Annotated in this window: 20 protein-coding genes and 1 pseudogene; 14 read left to right on the top strand and 7 right to left on the bottom strand. The window is 57.6% G+C overall.

What is annotated here, in order from left to right:
• The first annotated feature begins 105 nt into the window (after nt 1-105).
• The 3 genes from BBDE_RS06820 to BBDE_RS06810 are packed head-to-tail and all read left to right on the top strand — an operon-like array spanning nt 106 to nt 5,637.
• Nucleotides 106-639 (top strand): DUF2975 domain-containing protein, encoded by a 534-nt coding sequence (locus BBDE_RS06820; RefSeq protein ID WP_003839656.1) that lies wholly within the window; start codon nt 106-108, stop codon nt 637-639.
• 1 nt (nt 640) lies between these two features.
• Nucleotides 641-856: a helix-turn-helix domain-containing protein gene (locus BBDE_RS06815; protein ID WP_003839657.1), complete on the top strand. Its 216-nt coding sequence runs from the start codon at nt 641-643 to the stop codon at nt 854-856.
• Nucleotides 857-885: 29 nt separating this feature from the next.
• Nucleotides 886-5,637 carry a DEAD/DEAH box helicase gene (locus BBDE_RS06810; RefSeq protein WP_003839658.1) on the top strand — a complete coding sequence of 1,584 codons (4,752 nt, stop codon included), beginning with the start codon at nt 886-888 and terminating at the stop codon, nt 5,635-5,637.
• A 3-nt stretch (nt 5,638-5,640) separates the two neighbouring features.
• On the opposite strand, the gene BBDE_RS06805 is transcribed toward BBDE_RS06810, so the two are convergent.
• Nucleotides 5,641-8,334 (bottom strand): DNA gyrase/topoisomerase IV subunit A, encoded by a 2,694-nt coding sequence (locus BBDE_RS06805; protein ID WP_003839659.1) that lies wholly within the window; start codon nt 8,332-8,334, stop codon nt 5,641-5,643.
• 187 nt (nt 8,335-8,521) lie between these two features.
• Here BBDE_RS06805 and BBDE_RS06800 point away from each other — a divergent pair, with 187 nt between their 5' ends.
• Entirely contained in the window at nt 8,522-9,751 is a 1,230-nt protein-coding gene (locus tag BBDE_RS06800; RefSeq protein WP_012902265.1) for an alkaline phosphatase family protein, read from the top strand.
• A gap of 15 nt (nt 9,752-9,766) precedes the next feature.
• Here the strand turns inward: BBDE_RS06800 and sepH are convergent, their stop codons facing one another.
• The gene (gene sepH / locus BBDE_RS06795) at nt 9,767-10,786 is read right to left on the bottom strand and encodes a septation protein SepH (protein ID WP_003839663.1); all 1,020 of its coding nucleotides are present in this window, start codon (nt 10,784-10,786) and stop codon (nt 9,767-9,769) included.
• Between the two features lie 151 nt (nt 10,787-10,937).
• Between sepH and BBDE_RS06790 the strand changes: the two genes are divergently transcribed.
• The 3 genes from BBDE_RS06790 (at nt 10,938) to BBDE_RS06780 (ending at nt 14,137) form a co-directional block, all read left to right on the top strand.
• On the top strand, nt 10,938-11,231 hold the full coding sequence (locus tag BBDE_RS06790; protein ID WP_003844001.1) for a DUF4193 domain-containing protein: 294 nt from the start codon (nt 10,938-10,940) through the stop codon (nt 11,229-11,231).
• Nucleotides 11,231-11,707 (top strand): dUTP diphosphatase, encoded by a 477-nt coding sequence (gene dut, locus BBDE_RS06785; RefSeq protein WP_003839667.1) that lies wholly within the window; start codon nt 11,231-11,233, stop codon nt 11,705-11,707. Before BBDE_RS06790 ends, dut begins: the two co-directional genes overlap by 1 nt.
• 105 nt (nt 11,708-11,812) lie before the next feature.
• On the top strand, nt 11,813-14,137 hold the full coding sequence (locus tag BBDE_RS06780) for a RelA/SpoT family protein (RefSeq protein WP_003839668.1): 2,325 nt from the start codon (nt 11,813-11,815) through the stop codon (nt 14,135-14,137).
• A gap of 179 nt (nt 14,138-14,316) precedes the next feature.
• On the opposite strand, the gene BBDE_RS06775 is transcribed toward BBDE_RS06780, so the two are convergent.
• Nucleotides 14,317-14,856, bottom strand: coding sequence for a peptidylprolyl isomerase (locus tag BBDE_RS06775; RefSeq protein WP_012902264.1), 540 nt, complete (start codon nt 14,854-14,856; stop codon nt 14,317-14,319).
• A 572-nt stretch (nt 14,857-15,428) separates the two neighbouring features.
• On the opposite strand from BBDE_RS06775, the pseudogene BBDE_RS11145 reads away from it, so the two are divergent.
• Both BBDE_RS11145 and BBDE_RS06765 read left to right on the top strand, forming a co-directional pair.
• Nucleotides 15,429-15,886: pseudogene (locus BBDE_RS11145) on the top strand (IS3-like element ISBlo10 family transposase); the annotation flags it as partial.
• A gap of 15 nt (nt 15,887-15,901) precedes the next feature.
• Nucleotides 15,902-16,741: a GIY-YIG nuclease family protein gene (locus BBDE_RS06765; RefSeq protein WP_003839678.1), complete on the top strand. Its 840-nt coding sequence runs from the start codon at nt 15,902-15,904 to the stop codon at nt 16,739-16,741.
• Between the two features lie 359 nt (nt 16,742-17,100).
• On the opposite strand, the gene BBDE_RS06755 is transcribed toward BBDE_RS06765, so the two are convergent.
• The 3 genes from BBDE_RS06755 to BBDE_RS06745 all read right to left on the bottom strand — a co-directional run bounded on the left by BBDE_RS06755 (nt 17,101) and on the right by BBDE_RS06745 (nt 20,050).
• On the bottom strand, nt 17,101-17,526 hold the full coding sequence (locus BBDE_RS06755) for a hypothetical protein (RefSeq protein WP_003839681.1): 426 nt from the start codon (nt 17,524-17,526) through the stop codon (nt 17,101-17,103).
• Between the two features lie 193 nt (nt 17,527-17,719).
• Nucleotides 17,720-19,258: a cell division protein FtsZ gene (locus tag BBDE_RS06750; protein WP_003839683.1), complete on the bottom strand. Its 1,539-nt coding sequence runs from the start codon at nt 19,256-19,258 to the stop codon at nt 17,720-17,722.
• Between the two features lie 27 nt (nt 19,259-19,285).
• Nucleotides 19,286-20,050 (bottom strand): hypothetical protein, encoded by a 765-nt coding sequence (locus BBDE_RS06745; protein WP_033488905.1) that lies wholly within the window; start codon nt 20,048-20,050, stop codon nt 19,286-19,288.
• 96 nt (nt 20,051-20,146) lie between these two features.
• Here BBDE_RS06745 and BBDE_RS06740 point away from each other — a divergent pair, with 96 nt between their 5' ends.
• Complete coding sequence (locus BBDE_RS06740) at nt 20,147-21,052, top strand: DnaB-like helicase C-terminal domain-containing protein (protein WP_003839685.1); 906 nt, start codon at nt 20,147-20,149, stop codon at nt 21,050-21,052.
• Nucleotides 21,053-21,660: 608 nt separating this feature from the next.
• Here BBDE_RS06740 and BBDE_RS06735 read toward each other — a convergent pair.
• Entirely contained in the window at nt 21,661-22,467 is an 807-nt protein-coding gene (locus tag BBDE_RS06735; RefSeq protein WP_003839692.1) for a Cof-type HAD-IIB family hydrolase, read from the bottom strand.
• A 277-nt stretch (nt 22,468-22,744) separates the two neighbouring features.
• Here BBDE_RS06735 and BBDE_RS06730 point away from each other — a divergent pair, with 277 nt between their 5' ends.
• The 4 genes from BBDE_RS06730 to BBDE_RS06715 all read left to right on the top strand — a co-directional run bounded on the left by BBDE_RS06730 (nt 22,745) and on the right by BBDE_RS06715 (nt 26,857).
• The gene (locus BBDE_RS06730; RefSeq protein WP_003839694.1) at nt 22,745-23,716 is read left to right on the top strand and encodes a MetQ/NlpA family ABC transporter substrate-binding protein; all 972 of its coding nucleotides are present in this window, start codon (nt 22,745-22,747) and stop codon (nt 23,714-23,716) included.
• Between the two features lie 115 nt (nt 23,717-23,831).
• Nucleotides 23,832-24,971 carry a methionine ABC transporter ATP-binding protein gene (locus BBDE_RS06725; RefSeq protein WP_003839695.1) on the top strand — a complete coding sequence of 380 codons (1,140 nt, stop codon included), beginning with the start codon at nt 23,832-23,834 and terminating at the stop codon, nt 24,969-24,971.
• A gap of 5 nt (nt 24,972-24,976) precedes the next feature.
• Complete coding sequence (locus tag BBDE_RS06720; protein ID WP_003839697.1) at nt 24,977-25,666, top strand: methionine ABC transporter permease; 690 nt, start codon at nt 24,977-24,979, stop codon at nt 25,664-25,666.
• Nucleotides 25,667-25,708: 42 nt separating this feature from the next.
• Nucleotides 25,709-26,857: a M20 metallopeptidase family protein gene (locus tag BBDE_RS06715; protein WP_003839699.1), complete on the top strand. Its 1,149-nt coding sequence runs from the start codon at nt 25,709-25,711 to the stop codon at nt 26,855-26,857.
• The last annotated feature ends 16 nt before the right edge of the window (nt 26,858-26,873 follow it).

Genomic DNA, 26,873 nt, shown 5'->3' with positions numbered 1-26,873 from the left:
TCGAAAAACGATAGAAATATATCGATGGACTTACTTTCACAAGATTTGCATATCGAGTTTCGATAGATTATTATCGATATTCAAAAATAGGATGGGAGATCTGTCATGTCGGATCGTTTGGTATGCCGTTGCGGGGTGATTGGTGCGTTGCGTGTGCTGATCATACTGTTCGCCGTGTGTTGTTTGGGATTGCAGATAGGTCTGTTCGTGGTTGCGGGCGGCGTCGCGGCCGCGCACCCCCATGCCGATGCGTTGCATTGGCTGTACGTGATCGATGGTGCGCTGATGGTCGCCTGCTTCGAGATCGCGCTGATTCCGTTGTGGCGATTGTTGACCCTCGCCAGGCGGCGCGATGTGTTTTCCGGCGAGGCGGTGCATTGGACGAACGGTATTCTTGCGTGCGCCGGAGCCGAGGCCGTATTGGTGGTCCTGCTGATGCTGTCTCAGATCTGGATGTCGCCTTCGATGTTGTTGGCCGATGTATTGGGCGTCGAACGGGATCTGGTGCGATTCGCCATATTGGGCGCAGGTCTGGTTTCCTTGCTGCTGATTGCCGCGTTCGAGCTGCTGATGCTGGTAATGCGCTCATTGCTGATGCAGGCCATCGAACAGCGTGATGAGTTGGCGGCGGTGATTTGATATGTCGATTCGTGTGAACCTCGATGTGATGCTTGCCAGACGCAAGATGAGCGTCAACGAGTTGGCCGAGGCGATAGGCATCACGCCGGTCAACGTTTCGGTGTTGAAGAACGGACGGGCCAAGGCGATTCGATTCTCCACGCTTGACGCCATCTGCCAGACGTTGGGTTGTCAGCCCGGCGATGTGCTTGAGTGGGTCGACGACGATAAGGACTGACGTCTGTGACTGATGTCATAATCGAACGTATGTACGAATGTCTGAACCTGTTTTCGGAGCCTACCAAGGCATGGTTCGAGCATGCGTTCAAATGCCCGACTGACACGCAAAGGCAGGCATGGCCGGCCATTCGCTCCGGTGGGAACGTGCTGGTGACTGCGCCCACCGGCTCCGGTAAGACCCTGTGCGCGTTCCTTTCGGCAATTGACGGGCTGATGGGGGAGTCTGCCGCAGGTACCGTCGGTGATGGTGGAAACACGTCGGGAAAGCCCAAGCGCGGCGTCAGGGTGTTGTACATCTCGCCTTTGAAGGCCTTGGGCGTCGATGTGGCGAAGAATCTTGAAACGCCGTTGTGCGGCATAGCCGATCAGTGCAAGGCCTCGGGATTGCCCGCGCCGAAAGTCCGGGTCTGCATACGCAGCGGCGACACCGCACCGAAGGAGCGGCGCGCCATCGTCAACCATCCGCCGGATATTCTCGTCACCACTCCGGAATCGTTGTTCCTGATGCTCACATCCAAGGCCCGGCGCATCCTTTCGACCGTGGAGACGGTGATCGTCGATGAGGTGCATGCCGTCGCAGGCTCCAAACGTGGCGCGCACCTTGCCTTGAGTCTGGAACGGTTGGATGGCCTCGTCGGTCATCCGGTGCAACGTATCGGTCTGTCCGCAACCGTGAATCCACCCGAGGAGGCCGCGCGATTCCTTGGTGGCGCGCAAGCGGTGCGGATCATCAATTCCGGAACGCGCCCCGCAATGGATTTGAAGGTCGTGGAACCTCTAGAGTATGTGCATGGTCCCAAATCCTCCGAAGCCAGGTGTCGGGCTGGCGGTGTGGATTCTCCGAATCCCCGTACTCCGCGTATTTCCGGAGTGACTCCGGCCATGGAATCGCTTGCCGAACGCAAGGGCATCATTCGAAAAGCGACGACCGGGAGCCCCGCTTCGCCAGGACTGGTAGGCGGTTCGGTATGGCCGGCCATAGAACGCAGCGTTCTCGACGAAATACTGAAGCATCGCACCACACTCGTATTCGTCAACTCCCGAGGGCTGGCGGAAAAGCTCACCGCACGCCTCAACGACATGCATGCCGGCATGTGCCGTTCCGAGCCTCACGACGTTGGTTCACCGGAAGGACGTGAAGGATTCGCCGGGCACTACGATTCCGTGATTGGATCGACCACCATGCTGGTCGGGTCCCATGCAGATGGTGATGCGATCGCCATGGCCCATCATGGATCCGTGTCGAAAGACAGGCGCAAGCAAATCGAGGAGCGGCTCAAACGAGGCCAACTGCGATGCGTGGTGGCCACTTCCAGCCTTGAACTCGGCATTGACATGGGGTCGGTGGACCTAGTGATTCAGATCGCACCGCCGTTGTCGATCTCTTCGGGATTGCAGCGGGTAGGACGCGCCGATCATCAAGTCGGGGGAGTGTCGCATGCGTTGTTCTACCCGATCACGCGCGAACAGATCATCGGTACGGCCGCCTGTATCGAAAGTATGCGGGCAGGTGATATCGAACCGTTGACGATTCCGATCAATCCGCTGGATGTCCTTGCCCAACAGACCGTGGCCGCGGCGGCCATGGACGATCTTGATCCTGACGAGTGGTATGGGCGGGTGCGCAAGGCGGCCTCCTTCACGGATCTGGATCGGTCGATCTTCGATGCGGTGATGGGCATGATGACCGGTGCCTATGATAGCGAGGACTTTTCCGTATTCCGCCCACCACTGCAGTGCAACGAGGAATCCGGACTCATCTCCGCACGTCCCGGGGCGCAACGCCTGGCCGTGACCAGTGGCGGAACCATCCCCGACCGAGGCATGTACACCGTGGTGCTTCCCGAAACGGACTGCGGTCCCGGCCCGCGGAGGGTAGGCGAGCTTGACGAAGAGATGGTCTATGAGTCACGCGAAGGCGACGTGATCACCTTGGGTACCTCCACATGGCAGATTCAGGAGATCACGCGTGATCGTGTGGTGGTGGTTCCTGCTCCCGGGCGTACCGCGCGGCTACCGTTCTGGCATGGCGAAGGTGATGGGCGGGACTATGGCTTCGGTCTCGCCCAAGGCCGGTTCCTCCGTGAGATCTCCCAAGGACTGCGCGCACGGACGGCTGAAAACTTCAGGCATGCGAACGTTGACGGTGTCGATGTCGAATCACGCTTCGATGCGAGGATCATCGCGCGACTGCGCCGTGACGGACTCGATGACAACGCCATCGGGAATCTGGCCGACCTGCTCGAAGAGCAACGTGCCATCACCGGCATAATCCCGAATGACCGTGAACTGGTCATCGAACGTTGCAGGGACGAAGAGGGCGACTGGCGCATTATCATCCATTCGCCATACGGAAGACGCGTACACGAGCCGTGGGCCATGGCCATCACCACGCGCATCAGGCAGCGATATGGGTTCGATGGGCAGGTGTATGCGGCCGATGACGGCATCATCATCCGCCTGCCGGATGTCGATGGTGCCCTGCCGATCCGTGAACTGGTGTTATTCGATCTCGACGATCTACACCGCATCATCGAAGCGCAAGTCGGCGAAAGCGTGCTGTATTCGGCACGATTCCGTGAATGCGCGGCGCGCTCGCTGTTCCTGCCACGCACTGATCCCGGCAGGCGCGTGCCGCTTTGGCAGCAACGACTGCGTGCCGCCCAACTGCTTAACGCGGCCCGTGCACGTCAGAACTTCCCGCTACTGCTGGAGACCGCGCGCGAATGCCTGCAGGATGTGTACGACCTGCCGGCGTTGCGGCGAATCATGACCGGACTGAACTCCGCAACGATCGCACTGAGCGATGTGACCACTGAAACGCCGTCGCCATTCGCGGAAAGCATGCTTTTCGGATTCGTGGGTGCGGTCATGTACCAATACGACGTGCCGCAGGCCGAGCGCAGCACGCGATTGCTGTCCATGGATCCAGAGGTGCTGGAACGTCTGCTTGGCGGCACCGACATGTCCACCGTACTGGATGCCGACGTAATCAGACAGGTTGCGCACGAGTTAGCCGAAAAGACCTTCTGGAACGATCTGGATAAAGGCGACGTTACCGGTCGAGTGACCCGCTATGCCAAAACGCATGGTCCATTTGTCGCGGACCGGATGATTGCCGATCTGGACATCGATGCCGTTCAGGCTGTGCGTGCCCTCGATATGCTTCATGCCAAGGGGGATCTGCTTACAGGCCACTTCGCTGATGCCGAGGCATTGGCTGATGCCGCATTGACGGATTCCGACTCCGCTGATGTTCGTTCGCCGATTGCGCACTCTTCGTCTCCTCGCGCGGGAACCATTGGCGAAACCGATTATGGAACGTCGTCGCAGCAGTGGCTGCATAGGGACGTCTTTCGCCGTATCCGCTCTAGGTCCCTTGCCAAGGCGCGTAACGCCATCAAACCGGTCAGCCCGCAGACCTACCAGGCTTTCCTGCTTGACCGTCAGGGAGTCGGTCCGGTCGGCGGTGAACGCTATGAGGGCATTGACGGTCTGATGCGTGTCATCGAACAGCTCGAAGGTGTGTCTTTGGCCGCCCAGATCTGGGAGTCCTCCGTGTTTTCGACGAGAGTGCGCGGATATCATCCTTCCATGCTTGATGAGCTGATAGCCTCCGGCGACGTGATCTGGGTTGGCGAAGGGGCCGGCGACACGGCCGCCAAGGAGGTCGGAAACATCGCATTCTATCCGGCCGATTCGCCGCTGGTCTCCGAAACGGTCGCATCGGATACAGCCGAAGACGATGAGGCCCTGACCGTACCGCAGGCCATCATCACGGCATTGCAGGATGGTGGCGCCTTCCATGCGTCACAGTTGTCGGCGACCGCCAAATCGGTGTGGGAGCGGCATGCCGAGGCGCAAGTGGACGAAACCACGGGCGAAATCATCGTTCCCGCATGGGGCGAAAGCCAATTCGAGGAAGCGCTTTGGTCACTCGTATGGCAGGGCAGGGTGACCAACAGCTCTTTTGCTCCCGTACGGGCATTGATGCAAGGTTCCGGAATCGCACGTGCGCCAAAGGCCACCTTACGCAGGCGAGTACGCATGCATACTGCGGTGCCGATGACACTGGGCGGATTGTGGTCCGCGGTCGTCGCGCCAAGGCCGATCGAAAACGGAACGGCGACATCGAACGGTGGCATGGAGGAACGTGAAATAGCGCGGATCGAATCATTGCTGGATCGATACGGCGTCATCGCGGCCCCACTCATCGATAAAGACCGAATTGCCGGCGGATTTTCAAGGCTGTATCCCGTTCTGAAACGTATGGAAGAGCACGGCATGCTGGTGCGGGGCCTGTTCGTAGATGGCTTCGGTGCGGCGCAATTCGCCGGTCACGATACCGTGGACGCGTTGCGCAGTGAAAACCAGTGGCATAGCCAATCCTGTGTGGCGCTTGAGGTGACCGATCCCGCGAGCCTTACGGGCGCGGCAATCGCATGGCCTGAACTTGAGCCGACGAAAACCGAGAAGGCTGATGGCTCGCGTGGTGCGAAGCCGGCACGCAGAACGGGGTCGATCGTCGTATTCAAGCAGGGTGAGCCTGTGCTGTTCGCCGTGCCGAAAAGCCATAGGATCATGGCGTTTACCGATGCCGAAGGCACCTTGCGCCAGGCCTGTTCGGAACTCGTCTACGCGCTGCAGCGTCAGTCCGGCGGTAGCATCAGCTTCAACGAGATGAACGGCATATCGCTGAAACAACGCAACAAATACATGCGGCTGCTCCATGCCGCAGGCTTCACGGAAAGCCCGCAAGGCATGAAACTCTATCGCTGACGATCAACCGGCAACGGCGATGGGGGCGGCCATATCCGTACCGGAGCCGTCGCGACGCATGTCGGGTTTGGGCAACTCCACACCGGAGCCACCCTCTGTGGAGGCATGAATCGGATATGCACCCACGAAAGCGAAGATCAGCGTATTCTGACCTTTCAGGAACCGTTGCGAACGTACGCCACCAGTGCCTCGGCCCTTGGTCGGGTACATCTCCAACGGCGTGACCTTCGCCGCGCCGTTCTCCGTACCCGGCAACGCCTCGGAATCACCAGCGACGGTCAGCACCACGGCGCCGGAAGCGGAGAACAGACCATTCTCGCCTTCGTCATACGTCCAAGCGACCTTTTCGGTCGGAACCACGGCGAATGCGGCGACCGAGCAGCCGGTGGCCAAACGAATGCCCGCCATGCCACCGGCGGTACGGCCCTGTGGTCGCACGTTCTTCGCCTCGAATGTCAGCAGCGAGGAATCCGTGGATACGAACACCAGACGATCCCCATCCCGCGCTTCGGCCGCGGCCAGAACCTCATCACCGTCCTTCAGGTCGATGACGCTCCAGGAATCCATGGTGGTTGGTGACTCGCGATTCCAGCGTTTGACCACACCGTTGCGCGTACCCAGCGCCAGCGGAGCAGGTTCGGCGCCATCGCCATCCTTGCCGGCATCGTCCACGGAGGGCATTGCGATGGCGGCGATTACACGTTCGCCGCGAATCGGATCGGTGTTTTCCGTCATGCCTAGCAATTCCTCGGCTTTCACGCCGCCGGAAACGTTCAACGGGCCGTCCGGGGCGACGGCCGGCAACTCGACCACATGCGCCAACACCAGGCGACCTGCGGAAGTGATCAGCCCGTATGAGGAGCGCGTGGTCGTGCGGAAGATCGAAACGATCTGGTCATCCTTGGTTCGCGCATCCGAGCCGGAACGGTTTTCCCAACGTTCCACGGCATCCTCATGGGTGCGAGCGATCAGACCGGTGGCGCTCAGCATCACTGCACAGGGTTCGTCATCGATCTGCAAGGCGGTCGCGGTCGCATTATCCTCGCCGGCTTTTTTCGCGGCTTTCGCGGCGGCGGCCACGTCGGCGGCTGCCGAAGACACGGTCGCGGCGGTGCGGGCGGCAGCCAGCGCGGTGGCGGAAACACCATCATCGCCATGCGCGGTCACCGGTACCAGACCGCCGTCGGCATCCTCGTCCAACAGCACGGTACGTCGTGGTGTGCCATATGCGGCGACGGCCTCGTCCATCTCATCGATCACCACACCGTCCAAGGCTTCGTCGGAGGCGAGGATGCGCTCCAGCTCTTCGATGCGTTGCTTCAGATCGTCGCGTTCGGCCTCAAGTTCGATACGGCTCATCTTCGTCAGGCGGCGCAGACGCAAGTCGAGAATGTACTGCGCCTGAATGTCGTCCAAATCGAATACGGCAATCAGTCTGGTTTTTGCGGCCTCGGCGTCATCGGAGGACCGAATCACCTGAATGACCTCGTCGATATCGACCATGGCCAACAGCAGGCCTTCGACCAGATGCAGGCGCTCCAACGCCTTCCGTCTGCGGAATTCGCTACGGCGGCGAATCACCACACGACGATGATCCACCCACACCTTGAGCATTTCCTTCAATCCCATGGTGTGCGGACGACCGTTGACCAGAGCTACGTTGTTGATGGTGAAATTGTCTTGCAGGGGCGTGTGCCTGAACAGCTGTGCCAACACGGCATTTGGATCGAAACCGGTCTTGATCTCGATGACCAACCGTGTGCCGTTATGTCGATCCGTCAGGTCGATCGCACCGGAAATGCCCTCCAGCTTGCGATTCTTCACACCTTCGGAAATACGCTCCAACACACGTTCCGGTCCCACCATGAACGGCAGTTCCGTCACGACAATGGCCTTCTTGCGTGCCGTCACGTTTTCGATATGCGTCACCGAACGGGTGGTCAGTGCGCCACGGCCGCTCTCATATGCCTCGCGAATGCCGCTCCGCCCCACGATTACGCCGCCGCTTGGCCAATCCGGACCTGGCACATACCTCATCAGATCCTCCAACGTGGCATCGGGGTGACGCATCAGATGCTTGGCCGCCGCCACGACTTCGCCGAGATTATGCGTGGCCATGTTCGTGGCCATGCCGACCGCGATGCCGGAACCGCCATTGACCAGCAGATTCGGAATGGCCGAGGGCAGAACGGTCGGCTCTTGAAGCTTGTTGTCATAGTTGGGGGTGAAATCGACGGTGTCCTCGGCGATGTCCGCGTTCATGCCGAGTGCGGCCTGTGCCATACGCGCTTCGGTGTAGCGGGATGCCGCCGGCCCGTCATCAAGGGAACCGAAATTGCCGTGGCCATCCACCAAGGGCAGACGCATCGCGAACGGTTGGGCGAGACGCACCATGGCCTCGTAGATTGCGGAATCACCATGCGGATGGAGCTTGCCCATCACCTCGCCGACCACACGTGCCGATTTCATATATGGGCGGTCGGGAGAGAGATTCATCTGGCCCATCTGGTAGATGATGCGGCGTTGCACGGGCTTGAGACCGTCCCTGGCGTCAGGCAGTGCACGCGCATAGATCACTGAGTATGCATACTCGAGGAACGACTTGCTCATTTCCTCGTTCAGAGGCGTCTCGACGATGTGCTCCTTGACCGTACGCGGGTCGAAAGCGGGTTGTGCCGGTTTGCGGTGCGATACCATGCAGTGATTCTCCCTCACAGTCGTCGGACGGTAATCAACCTGCCCATATTACCAGCCGGTAATGTCGAATTCCATGCATCGCAATGCATGCGGTCCTGCCGAAAGCGTGATGATTTCGCGTTCGGTGAACGTCCATACGATCCCGATATGCCGGCTTCTGACGCGACGCGGTGATTGAATGGAAGACATGAGTATTGAAGTGCCGCATATGCAGGAGCTGCTTTCCATGACCTCGCCCGCGCGATACGGCGACGGCAGGTCGGCGAAAATGGGCGAACGCGGGGGAGCGCTGCATCTTTCGGCGGTGCTGCCGGCGATTTCCGCAGCCCTTGGCCATCCAATCCCGACCGCGATTCATCGGGATCCGCTCTCCCTGCAGACCGTGTTGGGGCTTCCCGATGCGCGATCGGCGGTCATCGTGCTGGTTGACGGTCTTGGCTACTGGAATCTCAATATGAGACTCGGCCATGCGCCATACCTCCGTTCACTGATGAACGATTCCGTCAACCAACGCCCGATTGCTACCTGCATGCCAAGCACCACGGTGGCCGCCATGGCCTCGTTCGGTACCGGCACATGCCCCGGATTGACCGGCATGACCGGATATACGCAGCTGAATCCGAACAATGGTGAAATCTGCCAGCTGATATCATTCAAAAACGCGATGGCCCCACTTGATCTGCAACGCCAGCCCACGGTATTCGAGCGTCTTGCCGAACAGGGTGTACGCGTCACTAGTTCCGGATTGCCTAAATTCGCGTTCTCGGCGTTGACGCAGTCTTCATTGCGTGGTACCGACTACATCTCCAATACGGATCCGCGCACGAGGATCGCGGTTGCCGCAAGGGCCGCACGAAGGCCGGGATTGACCTATGTCTATCTGCGTGATACCGACAAGGTCGGCCATAACTATGGTTGGGATTCCGACAAGTGGATTGGGGCCTTCGAACGTGTGGACGGTCAGCTTGGGCTGCTCAGACGCAGCCTTCCCAAAGGGACGCTGATCGTTGTCGTCGCGGATCATGGCATGATCACCGCTGATCCGCAACAACGCATCGACATAGCCGGGGAGCCCCGGCTATCCCAAGGTGTGGCGAGTATCGGCGGCGAACCACGTTGCGTGATGCTCTATGCCGAACATGGCGAGAACCCTGAGGACATCGCCATGAGATGGCGTGATTTCCTAGAGGAGCGGGCGCAGGTGCGCACGCGTGCCGAGGCGATTGCACAAGGCGTGTACGGGCCGGTCGAACCGTATGTGGAACCGATGTTGGGTGATGTCATCGTGTCGGCCGCACAATCCGTGACCATCGTCGACTCACGGACGCAGGCCGAGAAAGCGACGCACCTGCCTAGCGTGCACGGATCGCTGACCATGCTGGAATCGGACATTCCCTGTCTGATCGACATAGCCTAGCAGCGTGCCGCAAGGTCAGTCGCCGAACAGAATCTCATCCCAGCTGGGCACTGCGGAACGTCCGGCACGACGTTTCGCCTTCGTGGCGCCTTGGCCATGTTCGTCAGGCGTCGAAGCCGTGTGGGACGATGTTTCGCCCTTCGTCTGCGGCGAGTCCTGTTCGGGCTGCGCCTGCATGTCGGATTCGCTCGGGGACTGCGGCATCGGCACGGCGCCGACTCCTTCGGGAATCGGCGGGGTCGTTGCGATCGTGCTCGAATCGATGGGGGACAACGGCACGGAGGGAGCGGCTGATTTCGGCCGGGCGGCTGGCATGGTCGGCTCAGGCGTGTTCCAGGCTGAGACGGTCTGTTCGATGCGGGCGGAGCGCGCGGAATTGCCAGGCAGATTCAACGATGCCAGAAAATCCTCATCCACCGTATGATCTTCGGCGCCTCCCGTTTTAGGCGTGTCCTGTTCGCCGATGAGTTTCTTGGCGGTTGCATTGAGGCAAGTCACGGCGTTGTCGTGCATGTTCCATGTCCATTCGGCACGGATGGTGCGGCCGTTGGATGTGAATTGCGCGGTGATTTTCCATGGCTCCAGACCGCGTCGCGTAGCCTTCCAAGTCACGTCCTCCAAACGGACGCGGGCCGCTGCGAACGTGCGTTCGATGAGCTCGGAAAGCGTGCGTACGCGGCTCTCCTTCGGTGCCGGCACGGCGAGGAACTGCTCGATGGCATACTGCTTTTCCGTTTCGACCGCGGCCGAGAAACGCCGAACAAGAGCCTCGCTCAAAGCGTATCGTTCCGCGACTCGCGCGGGATCGGCACCGGCGCGAATCAGCGACTGAATCTGTGAGATCGGCAACGTTGTGGACGTATGCGGCTGGTGCTCCCGTTGTACTTCGGAACGAATCTGTTTCGCCTCCAAAATGGCTCTCTCAAGCGCATCATCGACCTTTACGGCGAATTTTCCGGCACCTGAAACAAAGACGAGTTCACCGGTTTCCCCCACATGATCGAACCGGGCTTCCTCGAACGGATTTTCAGGCATGAGCGCACCACTTTCCTTCTTCGGGCATCAGATATTTCCATTGTGCCGCACGTGTCGGATTTTACGAGTATTTCGAATCGTGTATCCTATGCGGGGTAAATGTCATGTATTCTATGGCGCATAGGCACCATAGATGACGAAAGGAATCGCGATGGCACAGGATTATGATTCCCCGCGTAACAAGGACGAGGACGAGGAGTCGCTCCAGGCTCTGGGCAAAAGCTCGCAGAATTCCTCCAACGATATGGACGATGACGAGAACGCCATTGCCGAGGACTATGAGTTGCCCGGCGCCGATCTGAGCAATGAAGACGCTTCGGTGACCGTCATTCCCATGCAGGGAGATGAATTCATCTGTTCTGAATGCTTCCTGGTGAAGCATCGCAGCCAGCTGGCCTACACCACCGAGGATGGGCAGCCCGTCTGTCAGGAGTGCGCTGCCTGATGGCATTCGACGAAGCATACAACGAGCCGGAAAACGTCGAAGTTCTGGTAAAGTCGCTGAATCCCGACCAACCTGCGGAACTGTATTATGCCCATGCCGGAGATGCCGGGGCGGACCTCAAAACGACGGAGGAGGTCACCTTGGAGCCGTTCCAGCGGGCGCTGGTGCCTACTGGCGTGGCCATTGCGCTACCGGCTGGCTACGTCGCCCTGGTGCACCCTCGTTCGGGGCTCGCCGTCAAGCGCGGCGTCACCGTGCTCAACGCCCCGGGCACGATTGATGCCGGCTACCGTGGTGAAATCAAGGTTCCGCTGATCAACCTCGATCCGGAACACACCGTGACATTCCAGCCGGGGGACCGCATCGCGCAATTGGTGATCCAGCGCTATGTCGAGGCGAGATTCGTGCCGGCGGCGTCGTTGCCGGGTTCGGATCGCGCCGAACGCGGCTTCGGCTCGACCGACGTGGCCTCCTGAGGCTGTTCGCCACGCATGCATCCGACCGCACAACACGCGGTCGGATGCGTCGGTCATGCCGTGCGGCACGGGTAGGATAGGGAGCATTGCAAGAGGAGGTGGAAGATGGGCGACGATGAGAACGAGGTTCGTTCGGCCCACATGTTGGGTTGCGAGATCAGCACGAATCCTCTTGATCCGCTTGAACCGATTCTGAAGATGTGCGAATACCACCATCCCGATGAGGATATGGGTATTCTGGCGCGCGCCTATCAGCGTGCCGTCAAGCAGCATTGCACGCAGCGGCGCAAGTCCGGCGAGCCTTACATCATCCACCCGCTGGCCGTCGCGCAGATTCTTGCCGATCTGGGTATGGGACCGATTGTTGTGGCGGCGGGTCTGTTGCACGATACGGTCGAAGATACCGACTACACGCTTGAGGAGTGCCGTGCCGAGTTCGGCGATACCGTGTCGGGCCTCGTTGATGGCGTGACCAAGCTTTCCAAAATGGAATACGGGGATTCCGCACAGGCCGAAACCATCCGCAAGATGGTGGTGGCCATGAGCCGGGACGTGCGTGTTCTGGTGGTCAAGCTTGCCGACCGCGTGCACAACGCTCGTACTTGGCGTTACGTCAAGCCATCCAATGCGCAGAAGAAGGCGCATGAAACGCTCGACGTGTATGCACCGCTGGCGAACAGGCTCGGCATGAACGCCATCAAAACCGAACTGGAAGAGCTCAGCTTCAAGGTGCTCTACCCGAAGATCTATAACGAGATCGTGGTATTGGTGGCTCGCAGGGCCGGACAGCGTGACGTGTATCTGAAGCAGATCCTCGCCGAGATCAATGAGGATCTCGACGAGCAGCATATCAAGGCCTATGTGACCGGGCGTCCAAAGGACTACTTCTCCATCTACCAGAAAATGATCGTGCGCGGCCATGATTTCGCCAACATCTACGATCTGGTCGGTGTACGTATCATCGTCGACACCATTCAGGACTGTTATGCGGCGCTAGGTGCCGTGCATGCGCGTTGGAACCCCGTTCCGGGCCGTTTCAAGGATTACATCGCCATGCCGAAGCTCAATATGTACCAGAGCCTGCACACTACGGTGGTGGGCCCAGGCGGCAAGCCGGTGGAAATTCAGATTCGAACCTGGGATATGCACCGTCGCGCCGAATTCGGCATCGCGGCGCATTGGAAGTACAAGGAGAACGGTCAGGCGGGCCGTGCCCTGTCGTCACCGGATAAGTCCGACCGCAAGCGCGGTGAGAACCAGGAGCTTTCCGAGGCTGATAATCTCAAATGGATCCAGCAGCTTGCCGATTGGACGAGCGAGACTCCGGATTCCAACGAATTCCTCGGCTCCTTGAAAGAAGATCTGGGCTCCGCGGAAGTCTACGTGTTCACGCCGAAGGGCAAGATCGTGTCGTTGCCTGCCGAGGCCACTCCGATTGACTTCGCCTACGCCGTGCATACCGAAGTGGGCCACCGCACCATGGGCGCCCGTGTGAACGGACGCTTGGTGCCGTTGGACACCAAACTGGAGAATGGCGACACCGTCGAAGTGCTGACCTCCAAATCCGATACCGCGGGGCCGTCCCGTGATTGGCTGAGTTTCACCAAAAGCCCGAAGGCCCGCAACAAGATTCGTCAATGGTTCAGCAAGGAACGGCGTACCGAAGCCATCGAAGAAGGCCGTGACGAGCTGACACGAGCCATGCGCAAGCGCAATCTGCCGATTACCACGTTGCTGACTCCGGAAGCGTTGGTCGGCATCGCCGACGAACTCAATCTCGCCAACGCGGATGCCGTGTTCGCGGCCATCGGCGACGGTCAGATTTCCACGCAGAACGTGATTTCGCATCTGGTGAAGGATGCCGGCAGCGACGAGGTCAACGAAGAGGTGGAGCAGGAGGCGCTGCCTCTCAAACAGGTCGAGCGCAACAAGAAGAACACCACCAGTTCGCTGGGCATCTCCGTCAAGGGTGTGGGTGACATCTGGGTCAAACTGGCACGTTGCTGCATGCCGGTGCCGGGAGATAAGATCATCGGTTTCATCACACGTAACCAGGGCGTGTCCGTGCATCGTGTGGATTGCCAGAACATGTTGGACTTGCAGAAGCGGCAGCCTGAACGTGTGGTCGACGTGCAGTGGACCAGTACTAAGGGCGTGTTCATGGTCAAGATTCAGGTGGAGGCGCTCGATCGTCCGCACCTGTTGAGCGATGTGACGCGTGTGCTGTCCGATCATGGCGTGAACATCATCTCCGGCTCGATTTCCACCGGTACGGATCGTGTGGCGACCAGTCAGTTCAGCTTTGAGATGGCCGATCCGCAGCATCTCAACATCCTGCTTGCGGCAGTACGCAAGATCGAAGGCGTGTTCGACGTGTATCGCATCACCGGTGCCAAGGATTCAGCCGAACCCCGTTTGCGAAGGATATAGCGGTTCCCTCCTCTGGATGAGGAGTATGATGTGCGAAGCATGATGGGGAGAGACGGGAGAAGCCTCCTTCCTGAGCCACACTCCTGCCGATCATCGAATCTGGATTTCTTCAGACCGACGATCGGCAGGAGTGTGGCTCAGGAAGGAGGCTTCTCCAACCCTGTGTATTGCTGATGGTGTTACTTCACGACTTCAATCGAAGTGATTCCCACCGGTTCGAGCGGAGCATCGGAACGGTCGGTCGCCACGGCGTCGAGCTTGTCGACGACGGCCTTGGACTCATCATCCGCGACTTCACCGAAGATGGTGTGATGGCCGTTGAGCCACTCGGTCGGTACGGTGGTGATGAAGAACTGGGAGCCGTTGGTGCCGTGCACCTTGCCATCCATGCCGCGACGCAGGCCGGCGTTCGCCATGGCCAGCAGGTACGGACGGTCGAAGGTCAGTCCCGGCACGATTTCGTCATCGAAGTTGTAGCCCGGACCGCCGGTGCCGGTGCCCAGCGGGCAGCCGCCCTGGATCATGAAGTCCTTGATGATGCGATGGAAGGTCAGGCCGTCATAGAACGGTTCGTGGCTCGGCTGGCCGGTGAACGGGTCGGTCCATTCCTTCTCGCCGGTGGCCAGGCCAAGGAAATTGGCTACGGTTTCAGGGGTCTTGTCGTCGAACAGGTCGATCTTGATGTCGCCTTCGGTCGTGCGCATGATGATAGTAGTCATGGTTCCCAGTGTCTCATGGGCTTGAGACCGGGGTTTTGATGTAGTGTCCGAAAGTTTGCGCTTTTATGGTCTTGCCCGTCTGTGGTGTGATGATCAGTTCGTTGCCTGTAGGGTGTCATCGAGTCGGGACATATCGAGGTAGCGGCGGGCTGATTATTCGTCGGCTGTGACGTAGCGGATACGAGTGCAGACGAGCATGAGGGGCGCTGTTGCCATCCGGAAAACTGTCGATGACGCGGTCACGCCGTCGACAGTTTTCCGGCTCAATCGTTCGTCATGTTGTTCGTGCAGATGCGTCTGCGGCGTTCGTCCGATACTCCGGCAGCAGGTAGGTAGTGGCCTCCCCGATGTCTTCGCGTAAAACAGCTGGCGGTTGCCCCCTCCAATCCGCGTTCGATCATGCCTCTGACGAACTGTCCTCAGCCGGCCTCGTTCTCTTTCGTGCCCCTCCGTCACGTCGATCGTCTCGCGGCTGACGCCGATGATGACCAGGATGCTGACGTTCTTCACAGAGCCTGGCCATCTCTCCGGGAGGGGACATTTACATGTCCGAAGGAGAAGTTTCGCGTCTAGGCGGCAGTCCCGACCTTGTGAACAGGAAGTTCGAGGCCGAGTCGTCGAACCGATTGTATGCCGTCAACATCACCTACGTGCATGGTGGTGCGGATGGTCTCGTTCACCACAGCCATCATGATGCCGTAGTACATCAACACGCTGTACACCACCCTCGGGTGATGGAATATGGCATGCTGTTGTCGACCGGTATAGTCGGCGACTTCTACGACAATGCCATGTTTGAATCCGTCAACGGCGCTTGCAAGACTGAGCTGGTATGGCGGTGCAAGCCGTTCCGGGATCCGGCCGACCTGGAGCTGGCGACGTTCCGGTGGGTCTCGTGGTGGAACTCGAAGCGGCTACGCCAGTCATTGGGCTGTAGGACACCGGAACAGGCCGAAACCGAGTATTATGTAGACCAATCGATGTAGGCCGCCTCCTTATAAGGACGGAAAAACATGGCCACTTCGTCTGATGCAAAGGAGTAGAAATGAACGAGATCCTGTCCCTGAACGATTTGCTTCATCTTAACGATGAGGAGCTGAAGCACACCAAGATTAGATTCTGCATCGTTCCTGGAGGGAGCAATGATGATCCGATTGAAGTGTTCAAGAGGAATCCGGAAGAAATTCTTGGCTGGTTGTTTCATCGTCGTAAGCAGAACCATTTTAATGTTGGCGAAAATGCAATCTGCCTAGTGAGGTTAAAGAACGATCCTAACCTTTGGCTGTTTGCAACTATGCAGAAAGTCGTCAGAGATTTAGACGTGTGGGACAGTTATGCCTATGAGGGTAAGGAGTTTACGCAGTACAAGCCGCTGTACGGTCGCGTCATCATCAGATTCCACAAGGGGCAGTACCAGTTCCGGAATGCTGATACAGTCGTGGATGAGTTTGAAGTGGTTCAGGTCTTGCCTGACGTGTTTGATGATAATCCGTTCCCCGGTTATGACCAGATCAGCCTTCCATGGCGTGAAGTTGAGCGCATCATTGTTAGGAATCTTATGGACTGGCGTAATGCTTTGGAACACCAAAAAGGCGTGTATGTGATTACCGATCGTGCGACTGGAAAACTGTATGTCGGGTCGGCTACAAGCGATAAGGGCATGTTGTTGAAGCGTTGGTCGGATTACGTGCAAAACGGTCATGGCGGCGATGTTGAGCTCAGGAAAATAGTAGAAGAAAAGGGCTTCGACTACGTGAAGGACAATTTCACCTACACGCTTCTCGAAAATTGGAATGAACGTACTGACGACAAGCGTATCCTCAAACGCGAATCATGGTGGAAGGAAGCGTTGGACAGTCGCAAGCATGGATATAACAACAACTAAGTCTTTAAGATTCAGTATTCTGGCCGTCTCTACGGTAGAGAGACGGCCATTTATCTATCCAGAAGAAAAACATTTCGCGTCTAGGCGGCAGTCCCGACCTTGTGAACAGGAAGTTCGAGGCCGAGTCGTCGAACCGATTGTATGCCGTCAACATCACCTATGTGCATGGTGGCACGGATGGTCTCGTGCACCACGGTGATCACGGGACGCAGTACATCAGCCTCGTGTACATCGCCAAGGTGATGGAATATGGGATTGCCGTCGACCGGCATGGTCGGCGACTTCTACGCCAATGCCATGTCTGAATCCGTCAACGGCATGTACAAGACCGAGCTTGTCTGGCGGTGCAAGCCATCAAATTAGCGATTAAGCTTTTCAGTGTCTTTGGTGACTTTGCTGGGAGGGAGGATGGCTCGCTCGTCGAAGTAGGCGATGGGGTTCTTGGAGTCGTTGCGTTCGAGGATTTTGCCGATCCAGTTGTCGTAGTCGCCGTGGATCGGCTTGCCGATAAAGCCCATGCGCATATCGTCGCGCTTGATGATGCCGTTGATCTTGGCGACGCATGCCACCACGTTGTCGGGGGTCAGGATGATGCCGAGATCGCAGCGGACCGCCCGGCCGGGTTCGAGCCGCCACCAGCTGTTGCCGGAGCGCCAGATTTCCTCGAAGTCGCCTTCCATCTTGGGATCCCATCCCACCAGATGCCGAGTGCCGCCCTCTGGCAGGTCCTCGACCCAGCCAAGTTCCCTGCGGGGACCAAGTTTCATCGTCACAATTTCAGTCATACCCTATATCTTACAGCCTTGCGTACCTGCCATCTTGAATGAAAGATATGTAAAGACCATCCCATGCAATTACCTCCTTATTCAGTGGAGGAGTGTCTTTAGCGACGCAGGAGGGGCGTTTGTTCACTTTCCTAGAAAACAAACGCCCCCTCTATGGCATATTCTGCTAATTGGCAGAATAAAGATTTCTGCCTCACTCAACAGGATTGTCGCTATTACGCTCTGTAACAGAATTGTATCCATGCGGATGCTCATCTTCGCTATGGTACACAGAACCGAGAGTGTCCATCCACCAATGCTCCCGATTAATGATGTCTTTCGGCAAAGCGCGCATATCAAAAATCTCTAGAATCGAGTACTGGAAGTTGTCTTCGATATATTTGACACCCAGCTCCTTGAGACGCTTGTTGCCACCAGAATGATCACCATAGGCATACTCCGACCAGCGGGACAATAATCCTTGCTCTGCACCCTTGTGTGAGTAGGCAGAACCGACATAATGCCATCCGGTACGCCGGTCGGTTTGCAGGTAAATAGCTTGGACGCTGCCCAGAGAAGTTTTCCATGTATCGTTTCCCACTGCGGCAACTAGCTGCCGATGAGTGAGGCGCACGTTTTCAAAACCAGGGAAAGGAAGCGAGGAAATTGGGGACTGCGATAAATGGTCTAAGGTCATGGTTTCCGAGAAGCGATTTCGTAACTCATCGTTGCCCATATCGTTCATGAGTTGAGTGGGCCCTTGACGTTTCTTGTAATACACCACAGCACGAGCATCCAACGGAGCATACTGCGGTATTTCGCGATAGTCGTACGCGACAGTGCCATCTTCCTTCTGATATTCGCCGAGAACCTCAAAAGCACCAATGAACAGCCATTTCGTCGGATCTTCCTGATGAAGTTGAATGAACTGCAGAACCTTCTTCTGCTTGAAAGATCCCTTCACTTTCTCCCCGGGCCATTGTTTGATAAACATCCACTCCATCAGCGCATCATGCGATGAGTAGTAAGCATCAAGTACGTCAAACCAAGCAGGCTTGTTGCCATTCAACCTGATAGTGAAATCCTTCAGTTGCTCGTTGTCCAATCCAATCAAATCAAGGAACCGAATCGGTGTGTTTGGTATATCCATCGTTTCTCCCTGCATCATCTGAGCATCCTTTCTATCATAATGTTGTTGCGTAATGAAAGCATCGTGCACCGGCAGTTCTTTCTCGGGTTCTGCGAGGATGACGGTGATTTCCGTGTCTTTTTGTTGCGAGTCCAGTGACAGACCCCAGATGATCAAGGCATCGTCTTGGATCGCTTCCTGCACGATTGTGACCAATGAGGTGGCTTCGGCCAGGCCAATATTGGTGGGAGCCCCAATGTTGATCAGCGCCCCGTCGCAGCATGACGGGTCGATGCCTTGTGCGGCGAGCACGTCCGAGAACGCCTTGCTCGGATCATCACCGGCATTGAACCGTATGATGCGTATGGCCGCGGATGCACAGATGGAAATGACATCCGAAAAATCAATGTGAATGTAACCGTTCGAGTCGGTAAGCGATGTGATGATCTCCGCGGTCTGTTTCAGTGCGGTCTCGGCACTGACACCGGGAGACGGGATAAGATGGGCGGCCGGAGTCGCCTCGACGGTGGAAAGGGGAGCTGTGGAAACAGTCAGCTCCGTCTTGTCATCCTCACTGCGAAACGTGACGATTGAGCGGTCGACATCGATGTCGGCGGTAAGCATTGCGGATCCTTTCGATTTTTGTCTATTTTACAGTGTGTATGCAGACGGTGGAATCGATTCTCGATCGAAGTCGTCGTTCGGGGGATTCGCGCATGACGGCCGCGTCGCATAGGCGTGCACGCGTTCATTGAGCCGGTCGCAGCCCTGCCCCATGGCTTCGAACCACGCGTCGTCCACGATGAAGCCCTCCTCTCCGAACAGCGTCAGCCGGTATCCGGGGAAAGATCCCAATGATTCCCGCAACCGCCGCAAGGATCGCTTGGCGGTCAGGAGACGGATCGCCAAATCGGGAGGCAATGAATCTTCATAGGAAGATTCCGACCGGTGGCAGAGAGAGCGGCAGCGATTGTCGGGGTCGGAATCGTCATCTTCCTTTCCGGTCTCGAAAATCAGCCATAGCAGATCGATGGACTTCCAGAGCCGCTGATACGCCTCGCACTCGAAGAACTCGGCATCGACCTCGTCGCCGCCCTCGTCAAACACTCGCGTTTTTCCGGAATCGGTACGCTCAACGGAAAACCATGTGACCCGAAACTCCCGACCGTCACGTTCCCCGCGCTCCGGACGCAGTTCCAGCAGGTCCCGCACGTCGACCGCGGTGGAGTCGAACGAGCTGACACCGGCCTCCACGCGCCACCCGTCCCAAGACAGATCAGACAGCCAATCACATACAATTTGCGTCAACTTATCGTTCTGGTCATCCAGCCACCTGTCGGACCGAGGAAGATGACCGGGCATGCGATTGCACGGGTCAATGACCAGATGCCTGCAACAGAGCAACAATGTCGCCATCGCTAGTATCTCCTTTTTTGTATCAAAGTTATCTTGTATATAAGATACCACATAAGCAGGTATGCTTGTAACATCGTTTTATAGAAAGGAACCGAAATGAACCACACCGTTACGCAACACAGGGGCGGCAATGCGCCAGCCGACGCACATAGCGGGGAAGGATCATACGACCTGAAGCCGATATATCCGGCGATGCTGCGGGTCATGGAGCTGGTGGGCAGGCCGCGCATCAATCCGGCGGACGGAAACTACGTGCCCAGCGGATTCGAGGGATACGACAAGCGCACCAACGGGTTCGCCCGAGGTACGCTCACGGTCATCTCTGGATGGACATTGGCCGATTCGAGGAACCTGCAGCTGGACATCGTGCGCCACGCAGCCGTGAGTGGACTGCCGTCCGCCATCTTCTGTCCTCGATTGTCCGGCTACGAAATCGCAGTGCGCATCATGTCGGCGGAAACTGACATGCCGATGAAAGCCCTCCTCTCGGACGACAGTCTCGACGAGGACGAAAGGGGATTATGCGACGCATTCTGCTCGCTTTGCGAGCATATGCCGCTGTATGTCAATTCAGAACGATCCATTACTCTGGATTCCATCATGGATGCCTGCCGCAGACTGAAAAGAACCGTAGACCTGAAACTCATAGCTCTGCATCGCATCGACGCCATTGCCAACAATTCAGGATGCGAATTAGGCAAGGCGCTGGACAGACTCGCATCATTCGCCAACGAGATCGACACCGCCATCATTGTGACATCGGCAATGGAACAGGGGCGGGCACGCATAGACGGCAGAAGACATCTGTTCCTCCACCTCAAGAATTCGGAGACTGTATGCCAGTACGCGGACACCGTGCTCATAGCGCACCGCCCGGGATTATATGACGAAAAGACAGACCCGAACGAAACCGAACTCATCCTCGCCAAACACCCATGGCTCTCGCCGTGCACATTCAATCTCAGACTCAAGCCAGAATACTCAAAATTCACAGACCAATGACAGAGCTGCAAAGACATGACGTGCCGGAAGAACCGAAGGATCAAGGCCTGCAGCCAGCGGTGAAAATGCCTGGCGTGTGCCATGTCCGCCACTGCTCCGGGGAACGACAAACGTTTGGAGTCGCAGTTGGCGGTGTTCCTGGATTATTCTCGGGTGCCTGTAGGTGCCTCATGGAAAACGAGCGTAACCGGCAGACTTCCCAAGGGCAGAAACCCTAGAATAAAGCCAAAAACAGTTGGCCACGATTATCATGCGTCGTGCGCATGATGATAGTAGTCATGGTTCCCGATTCTCCCATAGGTTCGGGACCATCAGGTTTCATTCATTGTGGATTCCCGACCGGCACGAAGGATGACGGATGTCTTGCGGCTCGCCGGAATCGTAAGCTATCTGGGGCATATGGGCTGAGCGCTGTCGTTTATGGGCATCGGAATGGCCGGCTGTGCGTGAAAAGAGGGCTGGCTTCCTCATGCTGTGCGTGCACGATTTCGATTTGCGAGGGGTGCTTTCGAATCGTGCGCATGATTGTAATCGTATACGGGCAAGGCGCACGATCCGTTCATATTGACAATGCGATAGTGACGGTAGTCGTGACGAACGTGATGCCGTTACAAAATCGCGAAGTGATGCAAGGCGTTGGCTATTCCCGCATCATCCACACTGTCGGTGATGTAGTCGGCCGCTCGTTTCGGCTCTTCGGTGGCATTGCCCATGGCCACGCCGATTCCCGCGTACTCCAGCATGTCTACATCGTTGCCGCCGTCACCGAAGGCAATCGCATTGCCGCGGTGCCATCCGTAGTGTTCGAGCATGACCTGCATGCCCTTCGCCTTGCCGCCATCGGCGGGAATCAGGTCGGTGAAATCCGGATGCCAGCGCACTCCCCGCACGTTGTCGCAGATTCCGGTGATTTCAGCCTCGACGGCTCTATCGACGTAAGGACTGATCTGGAAAGTGGGATGATCCGTTATTCGGGTATGCGGATCACAGATATCGACCTTCGGCGCGGTTTTGCCCAGACTCTTCCATGTCTGCCGCATCGCCTCGTCGACGCGGTTGAAATACCCGTGATCGCTTTCCGCATAGTTGGCGATGACGTTCGTATGCTCGTCCAGCCATGCGGTGATTCTTTCCACGTCGACCTGATCGAGCGGGTGACGATAGGAGAGTCCGGTGTTGTCCATGCAATATTGGCCATTCAGTCCTACGATGCCGTCGAAGGTAACGGGAATCGTGTTGAGTACCACGCCCATGTAGGACGGCGCCCGACCCGAACAGATGAAGATCTTCACGCCTTTGGCCTGCAGCGCTCGCAACGCGTCAACGGTGGATTGCGGTACCACATGCGTCACAAAACTGGTCAACGTGCCGTCGATGTCGAAAAACGCCGCCTTGATGTCGTAGGTGTCATGCATGGAAACAACCTTTCGTAAACATTCCGTCTGGCCCAGTCTAGAAAAGCATAGGTCGGGTAACACGCTACGCGATAGCATAATCGTGCACGCATATGCGTCGAAAATAATCTTCCACCCAACAGCGCCAATGTTGGCCTTGAATACAGGCTATAACGAACGCCGATAGGAAATCCTTGCATTTCCGCCTTTTCCGCTGAATTCATCCCGTATGGTAGAGGACGTCACGTGATGTGGAAGCCACATCACGAGCAGGATTCCATAAGAGAGAGGGACAGACATGACATCTTCGATTCAACAACCGAACGGGGCTCCGGAAGAACCGGTGCGTGTCAATCACACCGTTCGCAACATCATCATCGCCGCAATCGTGGTCGTTCTGGTGGCGGTGGGTGGATTCTTCGGCCTGCGTGTGGTGAACGGCTCCAAGACGGCCGATGCCAAGGGCACCGAATCCAATCCGGTGAAGATCGGCGTGGTGGGGGCCACCGACCCGCAGTGGGTGGAATTCCAGAAAAAGGCCAAAGAAGCCGGACTGTATGTCAAGATCGTTGATTTCCAGGACTATACGTCCGAAAATCCTGCGGTGGATTCCGGTGAGCTTGACCTCAACGAATTCCAGCACCTTCTGTATCTGGCGAACTACAACGTGCAGAACAACAAGGATCTGCAGCCGATCGGCGGTGTGGCCATCTACCCGCTGGGCATCTACTCCACCAAATACAAGGATGTCAAGGACATTCCCGATGGCTCCACCGTGCCGATTCCCAACGATGAAACCAATCAGGCACGTGCCATCGGCGTGCTGAAGGCCGCAGGTCTGGTCACGTTGAAGGGTGATTGGACGCCGTTCTCCACTCCGCAGGACATCGATGAGGCGAAGTCGAAGGTGAAAGTCACTCCGCTGAAGGCCGAGCAGGTCGCCAATTCCCTGAAGGACCCGCAGGTCGCCGCCGGTGTGATCAACAACGATTACGTTTCCGATGCCGGTCTGAAAGCCTCCGATGCCATCTATCAGGATGATGCCGAATCCGAGGAGGCACGTCCGTACATCAACATCTTCGCCACCCGCAAGGCCGATGTGAACAATGAGGTCTACAAGAAGGTCGTCGAGATCTTCCAGACCCAAGACGTGCTTGACAAGCTACAGGAGAATTCCGGCGGTACCGCGGTGTTCGCCGACAAGTTCAGCGCCTCTGACCTGCAGAGCTACCTGCAGAAGATCGAAAAGGAAGCCAAGGAAGTCAAGTGATTTCGTATGGGGAAGCTCCCTCGTGTCTCGAGGGGGCTTCCTCTCGTTATGATGAGATGCCGGTGGCATCTGAAACCGGTGCATACGCCGAGTCGTTCCCAACGAAAGTGACAGTATGACAGAACCTACCCCGATTATCGTCTTTGACCACGTGGTCAAGGAATTCAAACAGCGCGGCGGCAATGCCGCATCAGGCAGAGGCGCTACGGTCGCACGCGCGGTGGACGATGTAAGCCTGACCATCAACGAAGGCGACATCTTCGGCATCATCGGCTATTCCGGTGCCGGCAAGTCGACGCTGGTGCGATTGATCAATGCCTTGGAGAAGCCTACGTCGGGAACCGTCACCGTGCTTGACACCGAGGTATCCGCACTCAGCGAGGCCAAGTTGCGGCCGATTCGTCAGAAGATCGGCATGATCTTCCAACAGTTCAACCTGTTTTCCACCAAGACGGTGGCACAGAACATCGCCTACCCGTTGCAGCTTGATCATTGGCGTAAGGATTATCAGGACAGACGAGTCTCGCAACTGCTTGAATTCGTCGGCCTCAGCGAGCATGCGAACAAGTATCCGTCGCAACTGTCCGGAGGCCAGAAACAGCGTGTCGGCATCGCCAGGGCCCTGGCCACCAATCCGAAGATTCTGCTTGCGGATGAGGCGACAAGTGCGTTGGATCCCGAAACCACCATGGAGGTGCTGTCCCTGCTCAGGCGTGTCAACGAAGAATTGGGCGTAACCATCGTGCTGATCACTCACCAGATGAATGTCGTGCAGCAGATCGCCAATCGTGTGGCGGTCATGAGCTCCGGCAAAGTGGTGGAGCGAGGCGACGTGTATGACGTGTTCGCGGCGCCGCGCCAGAAAGTCACCAAAAGGTTCATCTCCACTGCGGTCAGTGGCATTCCCGAGAAATCCCGGGTGGAACGTCTGCATGCGCAATGTCCGGGGCACATCGTCACCGTGCTGATCCGTCAGCATGATGTGACCGACGCCGTGGACGGCTCGGTCATCGGCGCTTCCGGGCAGAACATCTCCCAGCTGATTGCCGAACACGGCATACACAGCAGTCTGCAGTACGGCGGCATCGACACGGTGCGCGGCGTCGCCATCGGCGCCATCACATACGAATTTTCGGGTGACGGCGTTGACGCGTTCCTTGCCGAACTTGCACGGAACAGCGACATCATCGATTTCGGCACGGCGGATGACCAAGTGCCGTATGAGCAGGCTTTGGCCACAGCGGGACAGGAGTGACGGATATGACGCAAGAAGGTATCGTTCTGGCAAGTCGCAGCGATTGGAGCGTGCTGAGGCCGCTGCTGTTCGAGTCGATCGGGCAGACCCTTGAGATGGTGCTGATCACACTGGTGGTCGGCGGATTCCTCGGGCTGATTCTCGGTGTGGTGTTGTATGGCACCAGGCCGGGCAATCTATTCGAAAACGCGGTACTCTACCGCATCCTGGATGTGATCGTGAATATCATTCGCCCGATTCCATTCATCATCTTCCTTGCGGCCATGCAGCCGCTGACCATCAAGGTGGTGGGCACGTCCATCGGCACAGTCGCGGCGATTTTCCCGATGATCATCATGTGCACGGTCGCTACGTCGCGTTTGGTCGAACAGAATCTCGTCCCAGTTGATCCAGGCGTCATCGAGGCGGCCCGTTCCATGGGTGCCTCGAAACCGACCATCGTACGTACCGTGCTGATTCCGGAAGCGTTGGCGCCGCTGATTCTCGCCTACGCATTCCTGTTCATCGGCGTTCTTGACATGTCTGCGATGGCGGGCTACATCGGCGGTGGCGGCTTGGGCAATTTCGCCATCGCCTATGGCTACCAGAAATTCGACCAAACCGTCACATGGACCGCGGTCATCATTATGATTGTGCTTGTGCAGGTTGTGCAGGGCATCGCCAATTCCATCGCCAGGCACCTGCTGAAGCGTTGACGCCGTCTGTCGCGCGGAAGAAGACAAGGAGTTCGCGGGAAAATGACCGAACACATCGAAATCACGCCGGAACTGATAGCAATCCGACACCATCTGCACGCCCACCCCGAGCGCAGTTTCAAGGAGTATGAGACCAGTGCCTACATTGAGAAGCTGCTCCGGGCACATGACATCGAAATCCTGAACAATCCTCTGGAATCAGGCGTCGTCGCCCTGATACGCGGCGTCGAACCCGGTCCGCGCATCGCCCTGCGCGCCGATATCGACGGTCTGCCGATTCAGGAGGATACCGGCCTACCGTTCGCATCCGTGAACGACGGCGTGATGCATGGATGCGGGCACGACCTGCATATGTCGTATCTTCTTGGCGCCGCATTCTGGCTCGCCAAGCATCGCAAGCAGATCAAGGGTTCCGTCAAACTGCTGTTCCAGCCTTCCGAAGAGACGGGAACCGGTGCCCGTGCCATGATTGACGCCGGACTGCTGAGCGATGTCTCGGCGGCCATCGGCGCGCATAACAATCCGAACTATGCGCCGGGACAGGTGGCCATCGGCCCCGAACCGATGATGGCGGGCTGCGTGAAATTCCACGTGACCCTGCACGCCACCGGAACACACGCCGGCTACCCGCACAAGGGCACCGGCCCGATCGAGGCGCTCGCCACGATGATTCTGGCATTGCAGACCATCGTGAGCCGCAACGTCTCGCCATTCCACCCGCTCGTACTGTCGATCACCGAACTGCACGGCGGCCATGTGTGGAACGTGGTGCCCGATAAGGCCAGCTTCCAAGGTACCGTACGATACTTCCACAAGTCCGATGGCGAGATGGTCGGCCGTCGTTTCGCGGAACAGGTCAACGCCATCGCGGCAGGGTACGGTATCACCGCCGACATCGATTGGGATGATTTCCAGGATCCTCTTGTTTCCGACGAAGGACTGTCCAAGGCCGTTGCGGACGATGTGCGCGAATACGCTCAACTCGAGCCGATCCGTCCTTCGATGGCGGGGGAGGATTTCTGCGAATACGGCAAGGTCACGCTGCCGGTATTCGCCTTCATCGGATCCAACGGCGAAGCGGGATGCCCGGATTGGCACAGTCCGAACTTCGTGGGTCTCGACGAGTCGTTGCAGGCCGGTGTGGAATTCTATGCCAACGCGGCGCTTACCGTGTTGAACGAGCTCGCATGATGACGAGCTGGGCGAA

Source organism: Bifidobacterium dentium JCM 1195 = DSM 20436 (assembly GCF_001042595.1).
Taxonomy (GTDB): Bacteria; Actinomycetota; Actinomycetes; order Actinomycetales; family Bifidobacteriaceae; genus Bifidobacterium; species Bifidobacterium dentium.
The sequence above is the reverse complement of the archived record's forward strand: the minus strand, read 5'-3'. Positions and strand labels throughout refer to the sequence as shown.